Genomic DNA, 26,082 nt, shown 5'->3' on the forward strand with positions numbered 1-26,082 from the left:
CCGCATGAAATTTATTTTCCTATGTACTGGAAATAGTTGTCGCAGCATTTTGTCCGAAGTACTTTTTAACAGTCGTGCACCTGAAAATTGGAAAGCATATAGCGCAGGCAGTAAGCCTTCTGGACAGGTTCATCCACTGACGATTGAAACGCTTGAAAACTTAGGCCTTTCAACTGATGGTTTGTGGAGTAAAACCATTGATGACTGCGAACAATATCAAGCGGATGTGGTGATTACGGTCTGTGATTCTGCAGCTCAGGAAGCTTGCCCACTGTATTTAGGCGGTGCAATTAAAGCACATTGGGGCTTGGCTGATCCTTCACATTTAGATTTGCCTAAATCAGAAAAATTACAAGCATTCCAAGTGACTGTAGATCATATCAACCGCCGTTTAGATGCTCTATTTGCATTAGATAGCGCAAATATGTCCCGTCGTGAATTGATTGCTGCAATCAATCACATCTCAGATATTGAATGAGAACATCATGGCTCAGCAAAGATTGTCATTTCTAGATCGTAACTTAACCCTATGGATTTTTATTGCCATGGGGTTGGGAATTGCGATCGGTGTTTTCTTACCTCAGGCTTCTGTCGCTTTAGACAAAATGAGTGTGGATTCCGTCAATATCCCAATTGCGATTGGTCTGATTTTGATGATGTATCCTCCCTTAGCAAAGGTTGATTACGCGGCATTGCCTGAAGTATTTAAAGATAAAAAAACCTTAACTTTATCTTTGGTTCAGAACTGGATTATTGCGCCTGTTCTGATGTTCGGATTAGCGATTATTTTTCTACACAGCTATCCAGAATATATGACGGGCTTAATTTTGATTGGCTTAGCACGTTGTATTGCGATGGTTTTGGTCTGGAATGGTTTAGCCTGTGGTGATAATCAATATGTTGCAGCATTGGTGGCATTTAACAGTATCTTCCAAATTCTATTCTTCAGTACCTATGCTTGGTTATTCCTGACTTTCTTGCCACCTTATTTTGGTATTGCAGGACAAGTCATTCATGTAGATTTTTGGACGATTACCCATGCGGTGTTGGTTTACTTGGGTATTCCTTTTTTTCTTGGTTTCATGACACGATTGATTTTAGTGAAAGCCAAAGGTCTTGCGTGGTATCAAAATGTCTTTTTGCCGAAGATCAGTCCTTTAAGTTTGTTGGCGTTGCTGTTCACCATTGTGGCGATGTTTAGCCTTAAAGGTGCTGATGTCGTGAGCTTGCCTTTCGATGTGATTCGTATAGCGATTCCACTGACGATTTACTTTGTTGTGATGTTCTTCATGAGCTTTTTTATGAGCAAGTGGATGGGCAATGACTATCCGAAAACCACTGCAATTTCCTTTACTGCTGCTGGGAATAACTTTGAATTGGCATTAGCGGTCGCTATTGCAACCTTTGGTTTAGCTTCACCTGTGGCATTTACCACAGTGATTGGTCCATTGGTTGAAGTGCCTGTGCTGATTGCTTTGGTTAGTGTGTCTTTATGGCTCAGAAAAAAGTATTTTAAATCGGTGTAATTGTGATGACTCTTCCAAATATAGATATGAATTTACTTGATCAACCCACTTTAGAAAAAGTGCAGGCGCATGCCTTGGATCATGTACCACGTATTTTATTGTTGTACGGTTCGAATCGTGAACGTTCCTATAGTCGTTTAGCCGTGATGGAAGCAGGGCGCATCTTGGAGCAGTTTGGTGCTGAAGTAAAAATCTTTCATCCTAAAGGTTTGCCCTTACCTGAAGATGCGGATATGGAACACCCAAAAGCTAAAGAATTACATGAATTGTTGGCGTGGTCAGAGGGCATGGTGTGGTGTTCGCCTGAACGCCATGGTTCGATGAGTTCCATCTTTAAATCGCAAATTGATTGGATTCCACTGGCAGGTGGTGCGATTCGTGCAACCCAGGGTAAGACTTTGGCATTGATGCAAGTTAGTGGTGGCTCGCAGTCTTTTAATAGTGTCAATCAAATGCGTATTTTAGGACGTTGGATGCGCATGATTACCATCCCAAATCAGTCTTCAATTCCAAAAGCATTTTTAGAGTTCGAAGAAGATGGTCGTATGAAAGCATCGTCTTACTATGATCGTATCGTAGATGTGATGGAAGAATTATATAAATTCACACTGTTGACGCGAGGGCAGAGCAAGTATTTAACAGACCGTTATTCTGAACGGAAAGAGTCCGCTGAAGAACTGTCAAAGCGCGTCAATCAACGTAATCTATAGTGTTTATCGCTTTTCCTTAAGACAATAAAAAACAGCCTCGTGACGAGGCTGTTTTTTATGAAAAGCCCATCGTTTAACAATGGACTTTCAGGTTTTAGTATTTGAAGTTCACAGACAATACCGCACTGCGACCTTCCGCTTCAGTTGCATAGTGTGATGAATATGCTTTAGTGAAATAACGCTTATCAGATAAGTTGTTTACATTAAGCTGTAAATCAACATTTTTATTCACGTTATAACGTGCCATTGCATCATAGCGAACATAACCTGGAACCCACTTGGTATTCGTGGCATTACCATAGACTTTATCCATTGCGACAGCACCAGCACCCAATGTTAAATCCGGTAAGACTTGGTATGTCGTCCAAAGCGTAGCGCTATTTTTTGCAACGTTTTGTACTTGGTTACCATTACTTGGATTTGCTTGGTAAACAGGGGCTGCAGTACTACCTACATTGGTGTAACCACCATCTACAAGTTCGCTGTCTAAATAGGTGTAACCCGCAGAAACAGCCCATTTTTCAGTAATATTTCCGTTTACGCCAAGCTCAATACCATCAACGCGTGTTTCGCCGATATTTTGAGTGGTGCCATCTTCAGCTGTAGCACGAGTATTGGTTTTTTCAGTACGGAAAATTGCTGCTGTGAGGTTTAATTTATCATTAAGAACATCCCACTTAGTTCCTAATTCATATGTTTTAACTTCTTCAGGTTTTAGATTTTGAATCGCAGCAGTAATCCCTTCTGAACCATCACCACCATCGACACCCACAGGGTTTGCTGAAGTTGCATAGCTGACATAGATAGAACCGTTTTCCACTGGTTTAAAGGTTAAGCCAGCTTGGTAGTTAAAGAAATCTTTGTTGTTCTCAACCGTAACTTGATCACCAGCTTTAGCTGTGATTTTTGTATTATTTAGACCTGTCACGGCATTATTGCGAGCACCATAAGTCATGGTTTGTTTGGTTTCAAATTTATCCCAACGAACACCCAAGTCCAAAAGCCATTGTGGGCTTAACTCAATATTATCTAGGAAATAAACAGATTGGTTTTTGCTACGAATATTGTAACGATCAGCACCATCAGTACTTATACGACCTGTCCACGGAACATTACTTGGATTCTGCACTGACGTGCACCAACCAGAAGCAATTGCAGTAGCGTTACACGTATTATTTGCGCTTCCTGTTGAATCTAAGCCGTTTAAAATATATTGAGTACGATCAGTTTTTTGATCGCTATACTCAACACCTGTATTAAAACGGTGTTTAAATGTACCTGTATCAAACTTACCTGTTAGAGCAAGTTGATCTGTAAAGCCGTCCGTATCTGCAACACGAGAGTTCGTACGTCTCCAGACTGAGCCATCTAAAGCACCCGTAGTCTTGTTATAGAAATTACCCTTAGAATCATCTGGATTAGTCCACAGATAATCATTCTTAGATTTTGTGTAAACAGCTGTATTACTCAGCGTTAGGTTGTCGGTTAAATCATGCTCTAATTTGAATGTACCAAACTGATTTTCTTGTTTTTGGAAATCACGATCTTTCCAACCATAGTAACTGCCTTGTTGAACATCGATAGGCTTACCATTGCCATTAAATTTAGCATTTGCATTTGTTGTAGCAAATGGATTGTTATATGGAATACCAGAATCTGGAATATCATCGGTTTTAAGGTAGTAATAACTCAAGGTACCGCGAGTTGCTGTATCTAAACCAAAGGTAATACTTGGTGCAATACCTGCACGTTTATATTCAGCACCATCATGTTGTCCCGCTTTTTCGTTTTGATGACCCATGACCACCACACGAGCTGCGACACCATTATTAAAATCTTTGTTTCCGTCTAAGGTAATACGTGCATAATTATCTGTACCTCCTGAGATCGAGCCTTCTAAAGCATCACCTTTTTTAGCTACTTTAGAAATCATGTTAATGCTACCGCCAGAAGTACCTGCACCACCTAAAGCAGAGGCAGAACCCTTTGTAACTTCAACTTGTTCAACTGCAAATATCTCACGGTTTTGTGATGTTGAGTTACGAATGCCATCTACATACATTGAGCTTTCTGAGTTATAGCCACGAATGAAAGGGCGGTCGCCGTTTGGATTACCACCTTCACCAGCACCTAAAGTAATACCAGGAATCGTACGTAAAGCATCAGAAAGACTTGTAACTTGAGTATCTGCAATAAGCTGCTTTGAAATAACAGAAACAGATTTTGGTGTATCTAAAAGAGGAACGACAAATTTGCTATTTGAGGATTGGTCTACTTTAAGACCTTGTTCTTGTTCTGCTTGGGTATGAATTGTTGGGAGTTGTACTGGCTGATCTTGAGCGATGGCTGGTACTGCAATCACTGAGAGTGAAGATGCGATTGCGGAAGATACTAATTTCTTACGTGATTTGATAAAAGACATAATCGTTCACACAGATATGAGAAAAATTTTGAGAATAATAATGATTCTTAATCATAATTTCAATTTATAACTGAACTATTTGTCGGATAGGGGCTTTGTTGCACAAACATTCAAAGACTAAACTTGTCCCAAGTTATCCAAATTTAAGTGACTACTTGGGTGTGAGGTCGCCCCAACTCCGTAAATTTATTTAATACTGCCACACGTGCATGAATCTCATTGACTTGGTTATGAAAATGCCTTGCACTAAGCCTATCACCCAATAGTTTGATGCAGTGCATCTTGGTTTCTAGCAAACTTCGGCGATGATAGTTTGATCATTTTTTCCATAGTGTCCTGCCTAAATGTTTAACTGTTCGAAGTCATTCGTTTCGCTTTAGCGAGCTGGTCTTTATATCTTTCCATGGTTTCGCATTTTTTCTAGTTGGAATCACCGCATGTGCTTGCCGATCTGCAATGGCCTGACGGCATTGCTTGGTGTCATAAGTCTGTTTATAGTTCAATTTCAATTCGGTTGTTAACAAATAAAGCTTTGTGTGGATAACTTGGTACTTATCAACAATCAATAAACAAGTTCACTAAATCTGCTACAATTGCGCCAATTTCGAATTCTCACTTTTCAGTTATGGTACATATCGAGTCATGTGTACGTAACTGTGTACATATTGAAGATTTTTCTCATGAGTTTTAAAGACGAATTAGCGGCACAGGTTGCCCAACGACGTACCTTTGCGATCATTTCCCACCCAAATATTTGATATCTATTCAAGCCCATTCAACCTATTTCAAATATAATAATAAAATCATTGTAAGTACTGTAAAAATATAAAAATATTGCTATTCTTTATCTGATATATCTTTCAACCCCATTCAATAGATTTCAAGTCTAGTCAGTATGTTTGTGTACATATGTGTGTACATATTTTCTAGAATTTTCTATTTGAAAAAAATATGTACACAGGTGGTGTAAAATGCCTTTAACAGATACGTGGCTTAAGAAGAATCTAGATCGTGAACGTTCAGCAATACATACGGAGCCTGATCAAGATGGATTGAGCGTTCGTGTTTCTCAAAAAGGAAAGCTCACTTTCCAGATGCGTTTTCGATATAACGATAAGCAAGCTCGTTTAATCTGCTCAGGCAATGGGGAAAGCTGTCAGCGACTCGGACAAAATGGCATTGAGCAACATCCATGTCCATCCCCTGATTTATGCCCGCTAGCACAGGGCGGGCTGTGCAAACCTTATGGCAGACTCTACGTGAATTTAGATGAAGCAGATGAGTTTGGCACATTCATTTTTAGAACCACAGGCTTTAATAGCATTCGTACTTTGGCAGCGAGACTCAACTACTACCATGCAGCATCCAATGGTCTACTTTCGTGTTTGCCATTACAGCTGACATTGCGGGGGAAAAGCACCACACAAAGCTATCGTCAGCCCGTGTACTACGTGGATCTGACCTTAAGGGATGGTGTGAGTTTACAAGATGCCATTCAAATGGCGAAGGAGATTGATCAGCAAAGTAAGGCAGCAGGGTTTTATCAGGAAGCTCTGGATCATGTGGCGCGGCAGGGTTATGGCAATGCCAGCTTTGAGGTGGGCGGTGAGGAAGGATTGGATATTGTTGAGGAGTATTACATGGAAGAATCTAAGCCACAACAACATGAACAATCTCATAATTTTACTCATGTTCAAGACATTCAAAAAGGATTGCAACAGTCGGTGCAGGCTTTGAACTAGCAGGGCTTAGACAGCATTGGACTGCGTAAAATTTTACTGGACTGACCTATCATCTGAGCGAATACGCGCTCGCATCTTTGATGAGAATATCTATAAATGGATTGAGAGTAAGCTTGAAAGTCGAGAAAAATAATAGTGGGAGCTTTTGCTCCCTTATTTTTTTGTTTTTGGTTAGACTACGATTAGTCATTATAAATTTTTGAAATTAAGAGAAAGGGTATTTATGAGTAGTGATAGCTTTGAGTTAGTAGAACCTGCACTTCCTGAAGGTGAAAAAAAAACGCGTAAGAAAAGCGAAAAAAAGCCACAGCCAACTAAAAATGTAGAATTGGGTACAGAAATCATTTCCTATCGGCACTTAGACAAACGAGTTAATAACCCAGAAGTAGGGATGGTGACACCATTTACAGACCCTGATGCTGGTAAAACCCGTTGGAAATATGATCCTCATATTGATCCCTCGCTACAATTTGATTCACAACGTGCATGGACTGAAAACCTGATTGATGATGCTTTAGCTTCAAATGACCCTGAGCAGATGAAGCAGGCATTAGAAGCACTGAAAAAAGCACAATCGCCTTATTTAAATTGGGCAGGTAAAGCAGAACATACCAGTTTTGAAGTTGATACTGTAAGTTTGCACGTGCATGAACGTGTTGATCCTGCCAGTATTTTGGCGGCTGTGCGTAAACGCATGGGCAAGGAAGAAAAGAGCAAAGGTAAAGTCAAAGCACTACAGCCTGGTTTATTTGATGCGCCTTTTGAAAATCTACCTTTACGTGATGCCTTAGATTTTTATAAGCATGAAAAAGGGTGGTCTAATCGTTTAATTGCGGGTGATAGTTTACTCGTTATGAATAGTCTTCTACAAAAGGAGAGTATGGCGGGTAAGGTGCAGATGATTTATTTTGACCCACCTTACGGGATTAAGTATGGCTCCAACTTTCAACCATTTGTAAATAAAAAAGATGTGAAAGATAAAAGTGACAATGACCTAACTCAAGAACCAGAGATGCTGAAAGCATTTCGAGATACTTGGGAATTAGGTATTCATTCGTATCTCACATATATGAGAGATAGACTATTATTGGCTAAAGATTTACTCAATGACACGGGTAGTATATTTGTACAGATTTCAGATGATAATTTACATCATATTAGAGAAGTGATGGATGAGGTCTTTGGTTCAGAGAACTTTGTTAGTGTAATTGCTTTTACTAAGGCAGCAGGAGGATTGCAAGCATCTAACAGAGTTGGAGCTATACTTGATTATATTGTTTGGTATGCAAAAGACTCTAAAAAAGTTAACTATAATAGAATTTTTACAAAGAAAACTTCAGCATTAGATGAAGGTTATAATACAGTAGCATTTAATAATGGTTATTTTTTCTCTGCCTCAAAACTGAATATTAATGAGGAAAAAGATCTTCCTGAAAATGCTGATCTAGTCATGTCTGTCTCAATGACTAAGCCTGGACCTGGATCAAAATTTGAGATCCCTTATCAAGGAAGGGTGTATGACTCGGGTAAAAGATGGTGGGGAACCACTCCTGAAGGCTTGAATCGGGTCCTAAAAAGTCAAAGAGCAATAGCTACCCCTACAAATATTAGACTAGCTGTTAAGTTCAAAGAATTTCCATATACAGGGCTACAAAACTTATGGAATGGTTTTGGAGGAGCTGCTAACCCAGTATATGTTGTACAAACAAATGATAAAGTGATTGAAAGATGTCTTTTAATGACTACCTCTCCTGGTGATCTCACTTTGGATTTAACCTGTGGTTCAGGCACAACGGCATACTCATCTGAAAAATGGGGTAGACGTTGGATCACTTGTGATACATCTCGTATTGCCATTACCTTAGCCAAACAACGATTAATGACTTCCAGTTTTGATTACTATGAACTTAAATATCCTAATGAGGGGTTGAAGGGCGGATTTCTATACGAAACAATACCTCATATTACTTTAAAAACTATTGCAAACAATCCTGATATTGATCAGATATATGATCGTTTACATCCTAAAATTGAAGCAGCACTAACACAACTAAATAAAGAGTTGGCTACTCAACCACCAGCATCTTTTAAAGTTATTGACGGTGGTCGTAAAGGTGAAACTTTAGATTTCTCTAAAAAAGCTGAATTATTGGAATGGGAAGTTCCATTTCATGCACCTGAAGATTGGAATGAAGCCCAAGTCAAGGCTTTAGAAGAGTTCCATCAAGCCCGTATAGCCATGCAAAAGCAAATGGATGAAGCGATTGCAGCACACGCTGATCAAGAAATTTTATATGATAGACCTCGTGTTAATAAAAAACGTCTAAGAATTAGTGGACCATTTACAGTTGAAGCTGTGCCTTTCCCGACAGTAAAAGCTTTAGATGAAGCTGAAGCTTTAGATGAAGCTGATGCAAGTATTGCACGTACAGGTGAATCAGGTCGTAAACACGATTGGATGGCGGAATTAGCAAAAACAGGTATTCGTGGTCCAAATGGTCAGATGATTAATTTCACTGACTTGGAGCTAATTCCTTACGATAAAGATATGCAGAATATCCATGCGATGGGTCATATAGAAAACGGCGATCGAGTTGTTGTAAGTTTCGGTCCTGAACATGCAGCCTTAGAACAAAGACAAGTTGCAAATGCCATGAATGAAGCAGGTAATCTATTCCCATTACCTAAAATGATCGTCTTCTGTGCATTTACCTTTGACCCTGAAGCAGCAAAAGATATTGATGCGATTAAGGGGATTACTGCACTTAAAGCACAAATGAATACCGACTTACTTACAGAGGACTTAAAGAAAGCCCGCTCTAGTAACCAAAGTTTCTGGTTGATGGGACAACCTGATGTCGAAGTTCATAAACTAAAAGATGGCAAGTATCAGGTTGAAGTACTTGGGTTTGACTACTTTGATACAGTCAAAGGCGAGTTGATTTCTGGTGGTAAATCCAAAATTGCGATGTGGAGTTTAGATACCGACTACGATGAACGTAGTTTATTCCCGCATCAAGTTTTCTTCCCAATTGCAGGTAAAGGCGAAGGGTGGGAAAAGCTGAAGAAAAATATTCGTGCTGAATTGGATGAGACTCAATTAGAGAAATTCCACAGAACGAAAAGTTTGCCTTTTGAAGCAGGAGATAATAAAAAGATTGCGGTCAAGATCATTGATGACCGAGGTATTGAATCCCTCAAAGTGATGAACTTGGATTAAGGTGAAAAAAGATGTCTCAAAATTCATTGATTATCAGTTCACCTTTTGAATGTCCAACCTATCATTGGGAACGTAATCCTCAGAACAGTCAGCTTGATTTAAAACAAGGTCGTCGCCCTGCAAGCTATGAAATTTTTGATACACGCAGTAATACGCTTCGTTCTGTTGAATTGGATTTGGTTAATCGTATTCGACATCGTGTAAATGAATGGCGTGAAGCAGATTACCCTGGGATTACTGCGATTACTCGTCAGTTACTTACGCATTGGTATGATAAAGAAACCACACGTCCTTATGAGTTTTACTTCTGTCAAATTGAAGCCATTGAAACCTTAATTTGGCATGTAGAAGCCACACCAGAATTTAAGCAAGGTATTGCGATTTCTGGTGATGGGGGTGAATGGGAACGACTCTGTAATAAGATGGCGACAGGTTCGGGTAAAACCACTGTCATGTCCATGATCATCACATGGCAAGTTTTGAATGCGATTACTTATCCGAAACGTCATAAAGACTTTTCAAAGGCAGTTTTTATTGTTGCGCCTGGTTTGACTGTAAAAGAGCGTTTGCAGATTTTAATGCCTGGTCATCCACAAAATTATTACGATGACTTTTCACTATGTCCAAATGAAGTACTACGTCAAAAACTCAATCAGGCTGAAATCCTGATTGAGAACTGGCATTCATTGATGCCTCAGAAAGAACCTGAGCGCTCTGTGGTCAAGAAAGGCAAAGAAAGTGATGAAGCTTATGTCAGACGTGTATTAGGTTCATTAGCAAATCAGAAAAACATCGTTATTATTAATGACGAAGCACACCATGCTTATCGTAAGCCTGCTGAAGTTAAAATCAGTAAAAAAGAAATTAAAGATTTAGAAGAAAAGTTTGGTATTGATTTAGATGAAGCAACAAGGTGGGTTGAAGGTCTAGATCGTATTCATAAAGCACGTGGCATTATTCGTTGTTTTGATTTGTCTGCTACGCCATTTGCTCCGACGGGTAAGAAAACGACGGAAAGTGCATTATTTGAGTGGGTAATTTCCGATTTTGGACTTTACGATGCGATTGAAGCTGGGTTGGTCAAAACGCCTCGAATCGTAGTACGTGACAGTGCCTTACCAAGTACAAAAGATTTAAAACCAAAGCTTTACCATTTATATCGTGAAGATGAGGTCAGAGAAGATTTAAACCGAAAAGCAGAACCACATGAAGCATTACCACAAATTGTTCAGCAGGCATACACACTTCTAGGAGCAGATTGGCGAGAAGCACTGAAAGCTTGGGAACAAGCAGGAATGACCTCTCCACCAGTCATGCTGACGGTTTGTAATAGAACAGAGACAGCAGCTCGTATTGAGCATTACTTTAATAAAGGTGACGCACAGTGGGCTGAATTAAAAGCACCTGATAAGACTTTGCGAGTTGACTCAAAGGTGCTTGATAAAGCTGAAAAAGGTGAGGCTGCATCAGCTGACTCCACATACGAAAATCGATTAAGAGAGATAGTAGAAGCTGTCAATCTACCGAATGATAAGAAGCAAGAACTTTTAAGCCTGAAAAAAGAAGAGCTGTTGCGTGCGATTGTAGATAATGTTGGTAAACGAGGAACAGCTGGTCAGAGTTTGCAAAATGTTATTTCGGTTGCAATGCTGTCTGAAGGATGGGACGCAAAAAATGTTACCCACATTATGGGATTACGTGCTTTCTCAAGTCAGCTACTCTGTGAGCAGGTCATTGGTCGTGGTCTCAGACGTGTTGGTTATGATACTCAACCAGTTGAATGTCCCGATGGTATAGTTCGTGAATTATTTGCACCTGAGTATGTGAATATTTTTGGTGTTCCTCTCTCGATTTTCCAAGATGTCGGTGAAGGCAGCAGTAATCCACAACCACCAAAACCTACGACTCAAATATCTACTTTGGCTGAACGATCTTCGCTAGAAATATCATGGGCGAATGTGCTGAGAGTTGATAGTGTTTTAAAAGAAAAACTGGTCGTAGATTGGGCGAAAGTTCCAAGTATTCGATTAGATCCAAGTGAAATTCATGTCTCTGCTGATTTAGCTCCAGCTTTAGGCGGTGCTACAGATTTATCTAAGGCAGTCGGGATTGATCTTGAGCTCTTACCTGAAGAGTTTCGTATGCAAAAGCTTTTGTTTATTGCAGCACGTAAAGCTTTTGAAAATGTTGAGCAAGGATATACTGGTAGCAAAGAGATATTAATTCAGCAATTAATTCGTTTATCTGAAGAGTTTTTAAAGTCAGATAAGATCGATATTCCTTCTTTATTTCATCAAGAACCACTCAAAAAACGTATTCTTATTGCGCTTTCGATGGATAAAGTTGTTCAGCATTTAGTGACGTATGTGCATCAGGCAAACGTGACAGCTTTAGAACCGATCTTTGATATCGAAAAACCTATTGGCTCAACTGAGGATATGAGAACGTGGTATACAACAAGATTGTGCCAACCTACTGATTATTCTCAAATCAGCCACATGGTTGCAGACGGATCATGGGAAGCTTATGCAGCCAATGTTTTAGAAAAATTTGGTAGGGAGAAAATAATTACTTCCTATGCTAAAAATGATCACTTAGGTTTTAATATTTACTATATGTGGAATGGTAGTAAAAGGAAGTATGTCCCTGATTTCCTCATTCGTCTTGCAAATGGTAAAACCCTTGTACTAGAAATTAAAGGCCAAGACAGCGATCAAAACAGAGCTAAACGTTTAGCCTTGGATGTGTGGGTAAAAGCAGTAAACCAAAAGGGTGGTTTTGGAGCATGGGCTTGGGATGTGGTTAAAGAAGAGCCTTCTCGTATGCATGATGTGATTTTGGAGCATGCAAAATCTGCCACTTATTCTAAACCTATAGGTGAGCTGTTTTTAGATTTGTAAAAATAAAGATACATACAAAATCCTTCTTTTTAGGAAGAAGGATAAGATTTATTCTTTACAACAAATGATATAGCCATTCATGATTATCTTTATAAATGTGCTCAAATCTATATTTCATAAATGCAATTAATGAATGATAATTATTGCTAATAATAACTATATTCGTTTTCCGCTTAGGTTAACCTTTCCAATTTAAAACATGAGAGCGATCCATAATGCTATCCCTGATAGTGAACTAGCTCCGTAAAACAGGCAGTTAAATTGATAAGACATATTTATCAATGCTCTCAGTTGTTTTGATGTCGTATTTTTGCTCGACATAATGTCGTATTTTTGCTACTCTCAAGTGGAGCAATAACGTAAGTTTTGGAGTGTGTGATGACGATTAAAACCAGAATTCAGATGCGTATCAAGCGTTCAAGACGTTATGTTTTTATGCGTGATGATTTTAATGACATTGCGAATTATGACCAAATTGGAAGAGTTCTACGAAACTTAGTCCAAGAAGGTGAGCTACTCAAAGTTGGTTATGGTATTTATACCAAAGCAAGAAAAAACCAGATTACAGGTAAAGTAATGCCAGCCTGTCCAGAAGGTGCAGATGCAGTAATATTGGAAGCATTAAAACGCTTAGATGTAAAAATCACGTTGGGAGAGGCTACAGAAAAATATTTATCTGGAATGTCTACTCAAATACCAGCTTTTACACAAATTAAAACGCCACGTCGTTTTACACGTCAGTTATCTGTAGGTCGTAGCAATATTAATGCCTAATATAGAAATTTTGTTTGCTGATGTTGCCGATGCCCTTGGTATTGGGGCAACTTCTATTGTTGAAAAAGATTACTATGTTGTTGAGCTATTGAGGTTGTTACAGCCTTTAAAATTTGAGACACACGATTTAGTTTTTGCAGGTGGAACATCTTTAGCTAAAGCGAATGTTCAATTGAACCGAATGTCTGAAGATGTAGACATTAAACTTGTACCAAAACCACAAATCGTATTAACACGGACTAAGGCTAAATCTATACGCAAACAATTGTTGCATCAAGTAAAGTATATAATTTCTCAATCAGATATATTTCAAATTGAAAGTGATTTGGTAGTTTGTGATGAGTATCGTTATATCGAATTATTGATTCGATACCCACAGCATTTTAATCAAGCACCTTGTTTACGACCATTTATTAAATTGGAATTGGTTGAAACAGAGTTGCTTGAACCTTTTGAACTCAGAAAAATTACTTCATTTGTGTATGATTTAGCTAAAGAAGGAGAACCTGTAGGTGGTTTTCCTTCAGTCACAGTTGCAAGTACAAGTGTTGAAAAGTTGATAGCAATTTTAAGGCGTACTGCCGCTTTTTCACGAAATGTTGAAAGAACTGATGAGGAGTCATTAGTCAGGCATGTGTATGATTATTTTAAAATTACCTATGGTAAATCACAAGATTTTGTATATTTAGGGCAATTAGCCAGCAAAGTTATAAAAACAGATATTGAGCGTTATGGTCGCCAACATGCGCAGATGGTTAAAGACCCCATAGCTGAGTTGTTGTTTGGGTTAGGTGAGTTAGGCCACAATCCAATGTATCAACAAAGATTTAATGATTTTGTAAGCCCAATGGTATTTGGCGATGAACAAATAACGTGGGTGCAAGCCTATTCACATTTCCAAGACTCAGTAAGAAAAATTCTTATTGAAGTAGGCTTTTAAATCCTAGAAGGCTTAGTCGAAAAATAGAGATCATAATTTTATTTTACGGAGCACCTTTACTCTAAATCACTAATTTTTTAATAATCAACTCTCGAATACAGATACTGTAAATCTGCTACAATTACGCCAATTTTGAATTCCCACTTTTTCAGTTTTAGTACATATTTAGAAATGTGTACATAACTGTGTACATATTGTAGATTTTTCTCATGTTTAAAGATGAATTAGCTAATCAGGTAAAGGTTCGTAGGACTTTTGCTATTATTTCCCACCCCGATGCGGGTAAAACCACGATGACCGAAAAACTTCTGTTATGGGGTAAAGCTATTCAGGTTGCTGGAATGGTTAAAAGTCGTAAGTCGGATCGTGCAGCGACATCTGACTGGATGGAAATGGAAAAAGAACGTGGAATCTCGATTACCACGTCTGTGATGCAGTTCCCTTATAAAAACCATACGATTAACTTACTGGACACACCAGGACATGAAGACTTCTCGGAAGATACCTATCGTACTTTGACCGCAGTGGATTCTGCATTAATGGTCATCGATGGTGCTAAGGGTGTCGAAGAACGTACGATTAAATTGATGGAAGTGTGTCGTATGCGTGACACACCGATCATTTCCTTCGTCAACAAAATGGACCGTGAAATTCGCGAGCCTCTAGAATTGCTTGACGAAATTGAAAATGTTTTAAATATTCGCTGTGTCCCAATTACATGGCCTTTAGGTATGGGGCGTGACTTTGCTGGGGTTTATAACCTACTTGAAAACAAATTATATGTTTATAAAGCTGGTTTCGGTTCAACTATTACGGACATTGAGGTGCGTGATGGTTATGATCATGCTGATATTCGTGAAAAAGTGGGTGAGTTAGCTTGGGCTTCTTTTGAAGAATCACTTGAGTTAGTTCAAATGGCCAATGAACCACTTGATCGTGAATTATTTTTACAAGGTAAACAAACGCCTGTACTTTTTGGTACTGCTTTAGGAAACTTTGCAGTAGATCATGTGCTTGATGCATTTATCAATTGGGCACCAGAACCGAAAGCACATCCAACACAAGAACGTACAGTAGATGCCAATGAAGAGGGTTTCACTGGTTTTGTTTTTAAAATTCAAGCCAATATGGATCCGAAACATCGTGACCGTATTGCCTTTATGCGTATTTGCTCAGGTAAATATGAAAAAGGTTTGAAAATGAATCATGTGCGTATCGGTAAAGATGTACGTATTAGCGATGCGTTAACCTTCCTTGCGGGCGAACGCGAACATTTGGAAGAAGCTTGGCCTGGAGACATTATTGGTTTGCATAACCACGGTACCATCCAGATCGGTGATACATTTACCAGCGGTGAAAAACTTCATTTCACGGGTATTCCACACTTTGCACCTGAAATGTTCCGCCGAGTTCGTTTACGTGATCCGCTCAAATCTAAGCAATTGCAAAAAGGTTTGAAAGAATTATCTGAAGAAGGTGCAACACAGGTATTTATGCCTCAAATTAGTAATGACTTAATCGTTGGTGCAGTCGGTGTGTTACAGTTTGATGTGGTCGCTTATCGTTTGAAAGAAGAATATAAAGTTGACTGTATTTATGAGCCTGTCAGTGTGCATACGGTACGTTGGATTCATTGTGATGATGAAAAAATCCTGAATGAGTTCAAGAAAAAAGCGCATGATCAGTTATCGGTAGATGGCGGCGGTCATCTGACTTATCTTGCGCCAAGCCGTGTAAACTTGCAGTTAATGCAAGAACGCTGGCCAGATATTCAGTTCCGTAACACGCGAGAACACTAAAAATATACAAAAACAGCTTCTAAATTAGAGGCTGTTTTTAATTGAACGATCTAAAAAAGGAGGATGAGATGAATACTTTAAAACCACTTTTTGCTGTCAGTATAATGATTGGAATGATGGCTTTAACGGCATGCGATCATCCTAAAAAAAATGAGACGGATACAGCTCAAAACAAAAATCAAGTATCAACGCATACTGAAAAAGCTGAAGTCCTACCATACCTCAATATGCAAGAAGCCAAAGCGGATTATGCCTTGCCGTTCTGTGAAAAGAAGAACTGTATTGATGTCGATATTCAAACCATCAAAACCCAAGATGCGTGGCTTAACACATGGATTGCAAAAAATCAGGCCAATGTGATTCAACAACAAATTGAGCAGAACAAGAATTTAACCTTACAGCAAGCCGTGAATGCTTATGTGAAAAAGTCAGATGAATGGCAAGATAAGTATTCTAAAAATAAAGCGTATGAGCTGCGCTTAACGACACGTATTGCTTCACAGCGTAATCAGTATGTGTTGTTGCAAATTGGCGTTGATACACAGCAAGAAGATATTGCGGTTAAAGACAGATTTTACTTTTTCGTTGCTGATCGTAAGTTACAAAAAAATCTAACCGTACTCGATGTGATACAGAAAAATCAGCAAAATGAATTAAATAATATTATTCAAGCACATTATCAACAATGGATTGAAAAACAAAGTACAGAAGTGAAGAAACAAGTTCCTAAAAAACTGTATTGGGGGCAGGCAGATTGGTTCTTCGATGGGGAAGGAATCGGCTTGCATTATCGTGCCAATGAAATAAGTAAAGATGCACCGCAGTTGGATATTTATTTAAGCACTGAACAAAGCAAACAGATGCTACAACCTGAAATTTATCAGCAAATGTTTTAATCTACTTGCTTGAGTTTCGTATAGAAATTGCATGTGCTTATAGCGGTTTTGCTTTAACTTCGATAGCATTTAAAAATCTTGTGTAATAACAATACTGATAGGTTTTAAATGAAAGCATTTTATAAATATAGCATTCTTGCAGGTGCCATTTTGCTTGCTGCTTGCCAGCCGAAATCAGAGCCGAAAGAATCACAGGATAAACCGACAGATCCGCCAGTGGTACAGCAAACTGCTGAGCCAATTCTGCGTGGTGAAACCGTGAAATTGCAGGTAAATTTACCTGAATGTAAAGGCAATACCTGTCCAGATTTTAGCGTTGAACGATTACAAAGTAATTTCCCGTTCATTGACCAGTTACTGGATCAACAGATTCTCGATCAACTGAGTAAAATGCTCGATGTCGTTGATGCTGATGCTTCAGCAGCATCTACAGCAAAAACGACTGAGCAAAAAATAGGTTTAGATGCTCAGGCACAAGCCTATGCTAATGCGTTTGTGAAGATTGATGAAGAGTTAAAAGCGCTCAGTAGTAGTCATCAGATCAGTTTGATGATTAAGCCTAAAATTTTACAATCGAAAGGCAAGCTAGCAACTGTAGTGTTAAATAGCAGCAGTTATTTGGGTGGAGCACATGGTTCAACCTCTCAACGTTACTATAACTTTGATTTAGCGAACCAAAAACAGATTCAATTGCATGACCTATTATTACCGAAGCAAAAAGCAACTCTAGACAAATTGGCGCATGACGCATTTAAAGTGTGGATTGTCGATTCAAAACTCGCCACTGACCCGAAAGAATATGAACAGGCTTGGCCATTCCAAGTCACCGATAATTTCTTATTAGGTGAGCAGGGGTTAATTCTACAGTATGGTGAATATGAGATTGGTCCTTATGTCGTTGGTTTGCCGCGGTTAGTGATTCCATTTACTGAATTGCAGGATGTTTTAAAACCTGAATATCTACCAAAAATAGATACGCCCGCAGCATCTACGCCTGCTGCAAGTACGCCAAGTCAAAGTTAATGCAACTGTTCGATACCCATACCCATTTTGATGTTGCCGATTTTGATCTTGATCGGCAACATTTGGCTGAGCAAGCAAAACGGGTTGGGGTCGATGCTTTGGTGTTGATTGGTTTTGTTGAATCCCGATTCGATGACCTGATTCAAACTCATCAACAATTACAATATTGGGAAAATGTGCCAAGCTCTTATCTTGCCCCAGGCTTGCATCCTTTTTATATCGAACAACATCAGCCAGAACATTTACAGCGGCTTGAGCAAGTCTTAGAACAGCATGACTGTGTGGCTATAGGTGAAATTGGTTTAGATACTTTTTTAAAACAACATAAACAGCCCGAAATGTTTGCCAAGCAACAATATTATTTTATTGAGCAACTTGTATTGGCAACACAATATCAAAAGCCAGTGTTATTACATATCCGTAAGGCACATGCAGAAACCCTTGCCATTTTAAAAGCACAAAAATTCAAATTGGGTGGCATTGCCCATGCGTTTAGTGGTGGAGTCGAAGAAGCCAAGGCATTGGTTAAACTGGGCTTTAAAATTGGGGTGACAGGACAAATCACCAATCCAAATGCCAAAAAGCTGCATCAAGTAGTGCAGGCGATTGGCAGTGAAAATTTGGTGATTGAGACAGATTGTCCAGATATGACACCGTTGTGTTGCCAAACTTCGACCGAGCATCGTACTCGCAATACGCCTGTGAATTTACCTTATGTATTAGAGGGGTTAAACCAAGTTCTCAATATGGAATCTGAAAAATTAGCTCAAAGGCTATGGGAGAATAGTTTACATGCTTTAAATCTGCCCGTTAATCATAAGGATATTTAAGGTGAATGGCTAAATCATCGGCATTGAAAATAGTATCTAATAGGTTGACTCGTTGTTTTAAATTGAAATTTTCATTTAGATAGCGAGTATTTTGCCATAGTGGAAATCTCTTTTTTAGATTATGTGCAACACAATAATCGCCCACCATATTTAATGCTAAACTAATAAATAAATTTCGGATATCAATGGCTTTTTGAGAAAAATCATTTTGTGCTAAATAATTTAAAGCCTGATTGTACTCAGACCAGTTCGTTGTTTTGTATCGGCTTTTTGATTCTGTATTCATCTAACATGTATGGGGATGAAATTTATTTATACAACAAAGCCGCTTGATGTTGTTCAATCCATTGTAAAAATTCAGGATGATGTATATCAAATTCGGCAAGAAATTGATCAAACTCCTCACCAGAGAACTCATTTTTCCAGTCAGTAAATCTTAAAAAATCTTGTTGTAATGACATCATGTCTATATCTAGTAAGCTCTTGTTTTTATAGTGTATAGCATGTTGTTTTATATCTTACAATGAATGAAGTTGAAAAAATATTCTTTCATTACACTCAAATAAACTCTTGCTATAATATTGTGAAAATACTCCCTGTTGCTTGTAATGATGACCGACTTGTTAATTCCAAATGACGAATATGACCGCCGTTTCGCTGGCGTGGCCAAAATTTATGGAGAAAATGCATTTTCGCATTATGAACACAGTCATGTCATGGTGATTGGGATTGGTGGTGTTGGCAGTTGGGCGGTTGAGGCACTGGCACGTACAGGGATTGGTGAATTGACTTTGGTCGATATGGATGTGGTAGCAGCATCAAATATTAACCGTCAATTGCCAGCGATGAGCTCAACACTCGGACAAGAAAAAATTGAAGTGATGGCGGAGCGTTGTCGCCAGATCAATCCACGCATGAAAGTAAACGTGATTGATGATTATCTGACGCCTGATAATGTCAAAGAGATTCTAAACCCAGTGCCAAGCATTGTTTTGGATTGTATTGATGACGTCAAAGCTAAACTTGCCTTGATGCTGCATTGCCGCTTTAACAAGATTCCGTTGATTGTTTCAGGTGGTGCGGGTGGCAAACTCGATCCACTGAAGATTCGCGTGGCAGATTTGTCCAAGACCGAACAAGACCCAATGTTGGCAAAGTTACGCACGCAACTGCGTTCAAAAGGGATTTGTAAAAAACCAAAAGAGAAATTCGGAATCACTTGCGTGTATTCGATTGATAATCCATTTTCCAGTGCAGATGTATGTCCAAGTGCGGGTCTGCGCTGTGGTGGCTATGGTTCTGCGGTGGTGGTGACTTCAAGCTTTGCGATGGTGGCGGTGGCTGAAGTGCTGAAAAAATTAGATGCTAAAAAGCCTAAAACATAATCTTCGTTTAGGCTTTGATTCAGTCTTTTATTAACCAAGACGGTAATAAGTATAAGTGACGTTTTTGTCTTTATAAACGTCATAGCTAGTCTGCTTAAAATCAGAAACCCATTGTGAGCCTGTAAAACCAGCAATATGACCATACACATGTTTTTTGGTGCGATGAATAATATAAATATCACCTGGCATTGGGTTATCAAAAGCAGGGTCAATTTGCTTATAGCCAATCTTTTGTAGCGTTCCACCCCAATCTGAGGCAGCTATAGGATATTGTGCAATTTTTGCGCCCGCTGTTTGTAATGCGATGCGAATTGATTTGGCGCACTTTGCTGAACTATGAAATGAGGAAACACGAGAAAGTTTATCTGAAAACTTCTGTAAGTTAATTTGCTGCGAATTCTTGGATAATGCGTATGGTGGTGTAATATCTGCGGGAGTTTCTCTGAGCATAATGACTGCATTTTGAGTCTGTGCATGCATCATCGAATCTAATGAGGGTGCATCATAAATCATAGTTCAATCTCAACCAATCCTAAAACAACTTTGAAACGGTCGCCAAATTCCGTGGCTCGCAGATATTAAGCGATAAATCTTAAAAAAACTTATTTGCAATGTAATAACGTAACTTTTTGAGGGTGTTGTGAGGAAATTAGCGTAAAAATCACATAAATAATCTTTTTATTATCATGAATTTAGTTGTTAATTAGTTTGAATAAAATGATTTGTAAGATTATATTTCTTTTTTGATTGGAAAATATACGCAAGCACTGATTCAAAGAAACAAAGCTTTGTGATTTGCAAAATAATAAACTATTGTTTATTAAAGTGAAAAATCGAAAAAATAACAAGTGATACGTCCAGCAAAAGCAACAGATATCAAGCAAATAGTAGAGTTAATTCAGCCATATATAAAAGATTTTGCACTGAATGTAGAGGGTGAAGCAAAATTCAGCCAAGATATGATTAAGAAATTACTTGAAATGCAAAGCATTGAATATTTTGTTTTCGAGGAGGAGTTGTCCATTATTGGTGTGATTGCTTATAAACAACCTTCTCATTTGATTCATTTTTTTGTTAATCAGAATTCACAACAGCAAGGAATCGGTCGTCAGCTTTGGATGTTTTTAGAAGATAAACTTTCTCAGCAACATTCAAAAATTACTGTGAATTCTAGTTGTTATGCGCAGCCCATTTATGAAAATTTCGGATTTACAGTCACTTCAACAGTAATTGAAAATGGCGGATTACGCTATATTCCGATGTGTAAACGTTATGCGTAGAACATCAAATTAACTTTGATGTTCTCGAACGTAATCTTCAGTACGTTGCATCGCTGTTTGGATATTGATGATTGCATTTTCAATATCAGCAATCGTTTTGGCATTTCCACCACTGAGCGCCTGACGCCATTTACGTGCGCCTGGTAGATTTTGAAATAAACCTAGAATATGGCGAGTGATAATCGAAAGTGGAGCACCTTCAGCAACGCGTTGATGAATATAAGGCATCATGTGCTGCATGATCTCAAAACGATTAGGTGCTTCCAAATTCCAAAGTTCACCCATCTCCGCCAATAAGTACGGATTATGATATGCCTCACGACCAATCATGACTCCATCAACATGCTGTAAATGTTGTTGTGTTTCTTCAAAGGTCTTGATACCGCCATTAATCTCAATGGTTAGATGTGGGCGTTCTTGCTTTAAGCGATAGACATCTTCATAGCGTAATGGTGGAACTTCGCGATTCTCTTTCGGCGATAAGCCCTGCAAGATCGCAATACGTGCATGTACAATAAAATGTGTGCAGCCTGTTGATGCCACCGTATCAACAAAATGCAGCATTTCTTCGTAAGATTGCATGTCATCAATCCCGATACGATGCTTTACAGTTACAGGAATCGATACTGCTTTTTGCATACTATGAATACATTCTGCAACTAAATTGGGTTCAGCCATTAAGCAAGCCCCAATTTTATTGTTTTGCACGCGATCACTTGGACAGCCGACATTCAGATTAACTTCGTTATAACCCCAGTCTTCGGCCATTTTGGTGCAGGTAGCAAGTTCTTGTGGATTTGAGCCGCCAAGTTGTAGCACAATCGGATGCTCTTGCTGATTGAAATCGAGATGCCGATTAGCACCACCGTAAATAATCGCGCCTGTAGTGACCATCTCGGTATACAGCACGACATTGGGATTAAATAAGCGAGCAAAGAAACGATAGTCTTTTGTGGTCCAATCCATCATCGGGGCAACACTGATTCTCGGAGATTGAGTGTTTTCAATGTTTCTGTTAATAGTCATTAAAAATCATACCTTTAATCTATATTCTGCAACCTGCGAGAATCTGTTTGAACCTGTGTTTAGATGGGTGAATCCGTTTGCATTTACACCAAATTTTACACCATAATAGAAAAAATAGCTTTTGGTGTAAATTATGGGGTCAATTACAGCAAGGAAAGGTGCAGATGGCAAAGTTAACTATCGTGCTGCGATTCGAATCACTCGAAAGGGCTTTCCTGCTTTTTCTGAAAGTAAAACATTTCACTCAAAGAAATTAGCTGAAAACTGGATTAAGAAACGAGAAGTCGAAATTCAAGAAAATCCTGATATTTTGCTTGGCAAAGAAAAGTTGATTGATCTGACCTTATCAGATGCCATAGATAAATATTTGGATGAAGTCGGGAGCGAGTACGGAAGGACGAAACGCTATTCTCTGCTCTTAATTAAGAAGCTACCAATTGCGCGCAATATTATCACAAAAATAAAATCAGTACATTTGGCCGAGCATGTGGCTTTAAGGAAGGGTGGAATTCCGTACCTCGATCTTGAACCTATTGCGACTAGTACACTGCAACATGAGCTTTTACATATCAGAGGTGTTCTTTCTCATGCTGCTGTTATGTGGGAAATGGATATTGATTTAAATAGCTTTGATAAGGCTACTGCTCAGTTAAGAAAAACACGTCAAATATCCTCCAGTCAAAAAAGAGACCGACTGCCTTCGAGAGATGAATTGATTGCATTGACGAAGTATTTTGCAGAACGATGGAAGCTAAATCGTTATGGCTCTAAATACCCAATGCATTTGATTATGTGGTTTGCAATTTTCTCATGCAGACGTGAAGCTGAATTAACACGATTGTATCTTCGAGATTATGACCCACATCATTCAACGTGGAAAGTGCATGATTTAAAGAATCCTAATGGTTCTAAAGGTAATCATAAGTCATTTGATGTACTTGATCCTTGTAAGGAGCTGATCAAAAGACTGAAACATTCAGAAGTTCGAGAACGGATGCTAAAGCTTGGACATAATGAAAATTTGTTATTGCCTTTGAATCCCAAAAGTTTGGGTAAAGAGTTTAGAGAAGCTTGTAAAATTTTGGGGATTGAAGATTTACGATTTCATGACTTGAGACATGAAGGCTGTACTCGATTAGCTGAACAGAGTTTTACTATTCCTGAAATTCAGAAAGTAAGTTTGCACGATTCTTGGGGGAGTTTACAGCGTTATGTATCAGTGAAAGCGAGAAGAAATATATTACAGTTGGAGGAGGTGCTACGCCTCATCGATGAAACGTAGCAAAATCTTTGGATGCCTCTGAATATTGCTTATCCAAGACAGCAGCAAGATCCTTAATGTGTACCAAAAATGGAGCACGTTTACTTTTATCTATTTTGAATACTGAGAAAGGGAATTGTTGATTATTCGCTTTTCTCAGTGCTTCGGCTTTGCTGAGGTGGGGATAATAGTCAGAAACTACTGTCATTAGTTCAACGGTCATAGAACGATACTTTATAAAAAGTAGTTCGGTAGTATTAATTTGAAAGCAATTCATGAAGTGGGTATTCCATACATAAAACTTTTTTAATTTGAATGGGTCACCTTTGAAGTAAGGCTGACCATCCCTATGTCTTAATCTTATTTTTTTGATGTAGGTCTTTATGTAATACTAATAATTAGAAATAATATTTTACTAGAATTGTGGTATAACATATTGAAAACTATTATTTAGATTCAAAAATGAAAAATTGCACACTTCTTGATTTTGAGCAATTGCAGGATGAAATTCTGAATTGCTTTTTGGATCATGCTGGACGTTTTTTAAGAGAACATAAAATAATAAGCGATCCTGACCCAAAGACTGAGTTTGAAGCGTCAGAACGCGAAATTTTGGTTGAACTGATGGTAGAGCATAGCCAAATGCGGTTCTTTGGTGAAACGTATTCGGTACAGGACTTGCTGAATTTGCTTGGTCAAATTAATACGGTAATAGAGGGGATTCGTGATTATAGACAGCAGCAGATTAATGAGAAATATTCCGAAATATTAAATAAATATATTGAGTTGGTTGTTGATGAAGGCGGGAGAGTCTACACCTATAACCCGAGTTTGAAGCGTAGAATCAATGGAATTTTGAATATAAGAAAACGATATGCGCCGCTGTTGCATAAAAAGCTTGAAATATTCTATTCAGAATTAACTGGTTATGCTCAAAAAAATGGCAGATTTAAAAATGCTTCGCAGGCAGTACAACTGATTTTACCCACGCTGCAAATCAAGTTTAGAGAGTTTGATTTGCAATGGGTTCAAAGCAGATTAGAGACAAATAAACAGAAAATTTTAGATTTAACAGAAGCCAGAAAAAATAACGAGAATAAAGAAACCTGTGAAGATGATGATTTTGGTGTGTCATTTAAAATTCAGGATAGAACCTATCTAAACCAGATCAGGGAATTACAGAATGAAAATAAAAAATGGGAACAGTTTCTACAGCATCCAGAGCGGTATTTTCCACAGCAAAAGCAACTCCCATTTAATACAGCATATTGCGATGAAGTGCTGGTCAATCACTTAAGGCGTCGTCCTGATTTATTGAAAGAGATTATCCAAGTTCAATTATGAATATCATTGAGGTGATGAGGGGGGCTCGTTCTTGGGCAGCAAGTGGATGAGGTGTGCTCGTTCTTAGGCAGCAAGTGGATGAGGTGTGCTATTGCTGCTTGCTCCTAGAAATGAGTAACTGTTAGCTCAGGTTTGAGCTGGTACAACTTCATCGTCATTTTGTACGGTACTGCCATATTGATGATGCTGATCAAATCCTAAAGCATAATTGGTATTTGGTTGATTTTTGATTGTTAAAAATAGCTTTTGTTTTGCGCATTCATTTCTCAATTGAGTTTCAATTTCGCTAAGTGCTTCGGGTGCAAGAGTTTGGTTAATGCTTTGTTGATCTGCTTCGTTAATCTTGCCTAAAAAAGCTTTAATTTTCTCTAATTCAATGGTTTGATTTATAGCCAATTGAATGAGGTATTCCTCAAATTCTTTTGCAGATTTGCTCATGTTTTCGTGGATGATATTTTTTTGGTGCACGAGTTCTTTTTCGAGTTCTGTAATTTTTTCATCCTTAAATTTCAATTCTTGCTTTAAATTATAATCATGATTTAAATTTTGCTCTTTTTTGAGTCTTGATATTATTTTATCTTTTTCACTTAATTTAAAATTATGTGCATCAATTAAAAATTCTAAGCAATTATCTAGACTTTTAAATTTACAATTTTTTTTAATTTTCTCAAGTTGTTTTAATATATTTTCGTCCATTGTTATTTGTTTGGTGATACGGTTGGCTTTCTTTTTCTCAGAGTGGTATTTAAATAAAAGGAATTTCTTTTTTAAAATTGAAAAATGTTCATCATTAGTTTCAATAATAAAATTTGTTGTCTCACATATGAGGGGGGGCGAATTCAAACATGAGGTGCGACAGTTTCAAAAGCCATATGATAATCAACAAGCTGAGCAAATTTCTCTAATGGTGTAAGCCAATCTAACGCCTTTCTAGGACGAGTATTCAGTGACATGGCAACTTGATTTAAATAATGCTGATCTGCCTGATTTAAATCAATCCCTTT

Annotated in this window: 22 protein-coding genes and 4 pseudogenes; 17 read left to right on the top strand and 9 right to left on the bottom strand. The window is 38.3% G+C overall.

Translation table 11 applies throughout. The features are described 5' to 3' along the window. The first annotated feature begins 4 nt into the window (after positions 1-4). From NO346_RS04060 to arsH, 3 genes are read left to right on the top strand one after another with little or no spacing between them, the layout of a single operon-like run. Positions 5-478 (top strand): arsenate reductase ArsC, encoded by a 474-nt coding sequence (locus NO346_RS04060; protein WP_256414350.1) that lies wholly within the window; start codon positions 5-7, stop codon positions 476-478. Positions 479-485: 7 nt separating this feature from the next. Next, on the top strand, positions 486-1,526 hold the full coding sequence (arsB, locus tag NO346_RS04065) for an ACR3 family arsenite efflux transporter (RefSeq protein ID WP_256414351.1): 1,041 nt from the start codon (positions 486-488) through the stop codon (positions 1,524-1,526). A gap of 5 nt (positions 1,527-1,531) precedes the next feature. Next, positions 1,532-2,236, top strand: coding sequence for an arsenical resistance protein ArsH (gene arsH, locus NO346_RS04070; protein WP_256414352.1), 705 nt, complete (start codon positions 1,532-1,534; stop codon positions 2,234-2,236). A gap of 94 nt (positions 2,237-2,330) precedes the next feature. Here the strand turns inward: arsH and NO346_RS04075 are convergent, their stop codons facing one another. Together NO346_RS04075 and NO346_RS04080 are read right to left on the bottom strand one after the other, a co-directional pair. Continuing rightward, positions 2,331-4,658 (bottom strand): TonB-dependent siderophore receptor, encoded by a 2,328-nt coding sequence (locus NO346_RS04075; RefSeq protein WP_256414353.1) that lies wholly within the window; start codon positions 4,656-4,658, stop codon positions 2,331-2,333. A 143-nt stretch (positions 4,659-4,801) separates the two neighbouring features. Continuing rightward, positions 4,802-5,143, bottom strand: a pseudogene (locus tag NO346_RS04080) (transposase); the annotation flags it as partial. A gap of 195 nt (positions 5,144-5,338) precedes the next feature. Here NO346_RS04080 and NO346_RS14885 point away from each other — a divergent pair. The 10 genes and pseudogenes from NO346_RS14885 to NO346_RS04125 all read left to right on the top strand — a co-directional run. Next, positions 5,339-5,410, top strand: a pseudogene (locus tag NO346_RS14885) (hypothetical protein); the annotation flags it as partial. A gap of 219 nt (positions 5,411-5,629) precedes the next feature. Beyond that, positions 5,630-6,400 (top strand): hydrolase or metal-binding protein, encoded by a 771-nt coding sequence (locus tag NO346_RS04085; protein WP_371924499.1) that lies wholly within the window; start codon positions 5,630-5,632, stop codon positions 6,398-6,400. A 223-nt stretch (positions 6,401-6,623) separates the two neighbouring features. Continuing rightward, the gene (locus NO346_RS04090) at positions 6,624-9,620 is read left to right on the top strand and encodes a site-specific DNA-methyltransferase (protein WP_256414354.1); all 2,997 of its coding nucleotides are present in this window, start codon (positions 6,624-6,626) and stop codon (positions 9,618-9,620) included. Positions 9,621-9,631: 11 nt separating this feature from the next. Beyond that, positions 9,632-12,520, top strand: coding sequence for a BPTD_3080 family restriction endonuclease (locus NO346_RS04095; RefSeq protein ID WP_256414355.1), 2,889 nt, complete (start codon positions 9,632-9,634; stop codon positions 12,518-12,520). A 378-nt stretch (positions 12,521-12,898) separates the two neighbouring features. After that, a complete protein-coding gene (locus NO346_RS04100) occupies positions 12,899-13,294 on the top strand; it encodes a DUF6088 family protein (protein WP_023013712.1) in 396 nt (131 codons plus the stop codon). Next, on the top strand, positions 13,287-14,234 hold the full coding sequence (locus tag NO346_RS04105; RefSeq protein WP_023013711.1) for a nucleotidyl transferase AbiEii/AbiGii toxin family protein: 948 nt from the start codon (positions 13,287-13,289) through the stop codon (positions 14,232-14,234). Before NO346_RS04100 ends, NO346_RS04105 begins: the two co-directional genes overlap by 8 nt. Before the next feature lie 209 nt (positions 14,235-14,443). Further along, on the top strand, positions 14,444-16,033 hold the full coding sequence (locus NO346_RS04110; RefSeq protein WP_256414356.1) for a peptide chain release factor 3: 1,590 nt from the start codon (positions 14,444-14,446) through the stop codon (positions 16,031-16,033). Between the two features lie 68 nt (positions 16,034-16,101). After that, positions 16,102-16,929: a hypothetical protein gene (locus tag NO346_RS04115; RefSeq protein ID WP_256414357.1), complete on the top strand. Its 828-nt coding sequence runs from the start codon at positions 16,102-16,104 to the stop codon at positions 16,927-16,929. 108 nt (positions 16,930-17,037) lie between these two features. Continuing rightward, positions 17,038-17,952 carry an RsiV family protein gene (locus tag NO346_RS04120; RefSeq protein WP_256414358.1) on the top strand — a complete coding sequence of 305 codons (915 nt, stop codon included), beginning with the start codon at positions 17,038-17,040 and terminating at the stop codon, positions 17,950-17,952. Further along, the gene (locus NO346_RS04125; RefSeq protein WP_256414360.1) at positions 17,952-18,782 is read left to right on the top strand and encodes a TatD family hydrolase; all 831 of its coding nucleotides are present in this window, start codon (positions 17,952-17,954) and stop codon (positions 18,780-18,782) included. Before NO346_RS04120 ends, NO346_RS04125 begins: the two co-directional genes overlap by 1 nt. Here NO346_RS04125 and NO346_RS04130 read toward each other — a convergent pair. Together NO346_RS04130 and NO346_RS04135 are read right to left on the bottom strand one after the other, a co-directional pair. Next, complete coding sequence (locus tag NO346_RS04130) at positions 18,763-19,068, bottom strand: hypothetical protein (protein ID WP_256414371.1); 306 nt, start codon at positions 19,066-19,068, stop codon at positions 18,763-18,765. The genes NO346_RS04125 and NO346_RS04130 overlap by 20 nt on opposite strands. Positions 19,069-19,090: 22 nt before the next feature. Continuing rightward, positions 19,091-19,246, bottom strand: coding sequence for a hypothetical protein (locus tag NO346_RS04135; protein ID WP_256414362.1), 156 nt, complete (start codon positions 19,244-19,246; stop codon positions 19,091-19,093). A 147-nt stretch (positions 19,247-19,393) separates the two neighbouring features. Between NO346_RS04135 and NO346_RS04140 the strand changes: the two genes are divergently transcribed. Next, positions 19,394-20,167, top strand: a complete 774-nt coding sequence (locus NO346_RS04140; protein ID WP_256414369.1) for a ThiF family adenylyltransferase — start codon at positions 19,394-19,396, stop codon at positions 20,165-20,167. Between the two features lie 30 nt (positions 20,168-20,197). Here the strand turns inward: NO346_RS04140 and NO346_RS04145 are convergent, their stop codons facing one another. Beyond that, entirely contained in the window at positions 20,198-20,680 is a 483-nt protein-coding gene (locus NO346_RS04145) for a CHAP domain-containing protein (protein ID WP_087542852.1), read from the bottom strand. 335 nt (positions 20,681-21,015) lie between these two features. Here NO346_RS04145 and NO346_RS04150 point away from each other — a divergent pair, with 335 nt between their 5' ends. Next, on the top strand, positions 21,016-21,447 hold the full coding sequence (locus NO346_RS04150) for a GNAT family N-acetyltransferase (protein ID WP_087547994.1): 432 nt from the start codon (positions 21,016-21,018) through the stop codon (positions 21,445-21,447). Positions 21,448-21,456: 9 nt separating this feature from the next. Here NO346_RS04150 and dusA read toward each other — a convergent pair whose 3' ends face one another. Further along, the gene (dusA, locus tag NO346_RS04155) at positions 21,457-22,473 is read right to left on the bottom strand and encodes a tRNA dihydrouridine(20/20a) synthase DusA (RefSeq protein ID WP_305884279.1); all 1,017 of its coding nucleotides are present in this window, start codon (positions 22,471-22,473) and stop codon (positions 21,457-21,459) included. 133 nt (positions 22,474-22,606) lie between these two features. Here dusA and xerC point away from each other — a divergent pair, with 133 nt between their 5' ends. After that, the gene (gene xerC / locus NO346_RS04160) at positions 22,607-23,755 is read left to right on the top strand and encodes a tyrosine recombinase XerC (protein ID WP_043973256.1); all 1,149 of its coding nucleotides are present in this window, start codon (positions 22,607-22,609) and stop codon (positions 23,753-23,755) included. Here xerC and NO346_RS04165 read toward each other — a convergent pair. After that, a complete protein-coding gene (locus NO346_RS04165; protein ID WP_004644614.1) occupies positions 23,739-24,011 on the bottom strand; it encodes a pyocin activator PrtN family protein in 273 nt (90 codons plus the stop codon). The genes xerC and NO346_RS04165 overlap by 17 nt on opposite strands. Positions 24,012-24,196: 185 nt before the next feature. Here NO346_RS04165 and NO346_RS04170 point away from each other — a divergent pair, with 185 nt between their 5' ends. Further along, positions 24,197-25,078 carry a hypothetical protein gene (locus tag NO346_RS04170; protein WP_042892155.1) on the top strand — a complete coding sequence of 294 codons (882 nt, stop codon included), beginning with the start codon at positions 24,197-24,199 and terminating at the stop codon, positions 25,076-25,078. A 126-nt stretch (positions 25,079-25,204) separates the two neighbouring features. Here the strand turns inward: NO346_RS04170 and NO346_RS04175 are convergent. Both NO346_RS04175 and NO346_RS04180 read right to left on the bottom strand, forming a co-directional pair. Beyond that, positions 25,205-25,909: pseudogene (locus NO346_RS04175) on the bottom strand (hypothetical protein); the annotation flags it as partial. Positions 25,910-25,917: 8 nt separating this feature from the next. Beyond that, positions 25,918-26,082: pseudogene (locus NO346_RS04180) on the bottom strand (IS30 family transposase); the annotation flags it as partial.

Origin of the sequence: Acinetobacter sp. 5862 (assembly GCF_024494585.1) — a bacterium.
In the GTDB taxonomy this organism is placed as follows: Bacteria; Pseudomonadota; Gammaproteobacteria; order Pseudomonadales; family Moraxellaceae; genus Acinetobacter.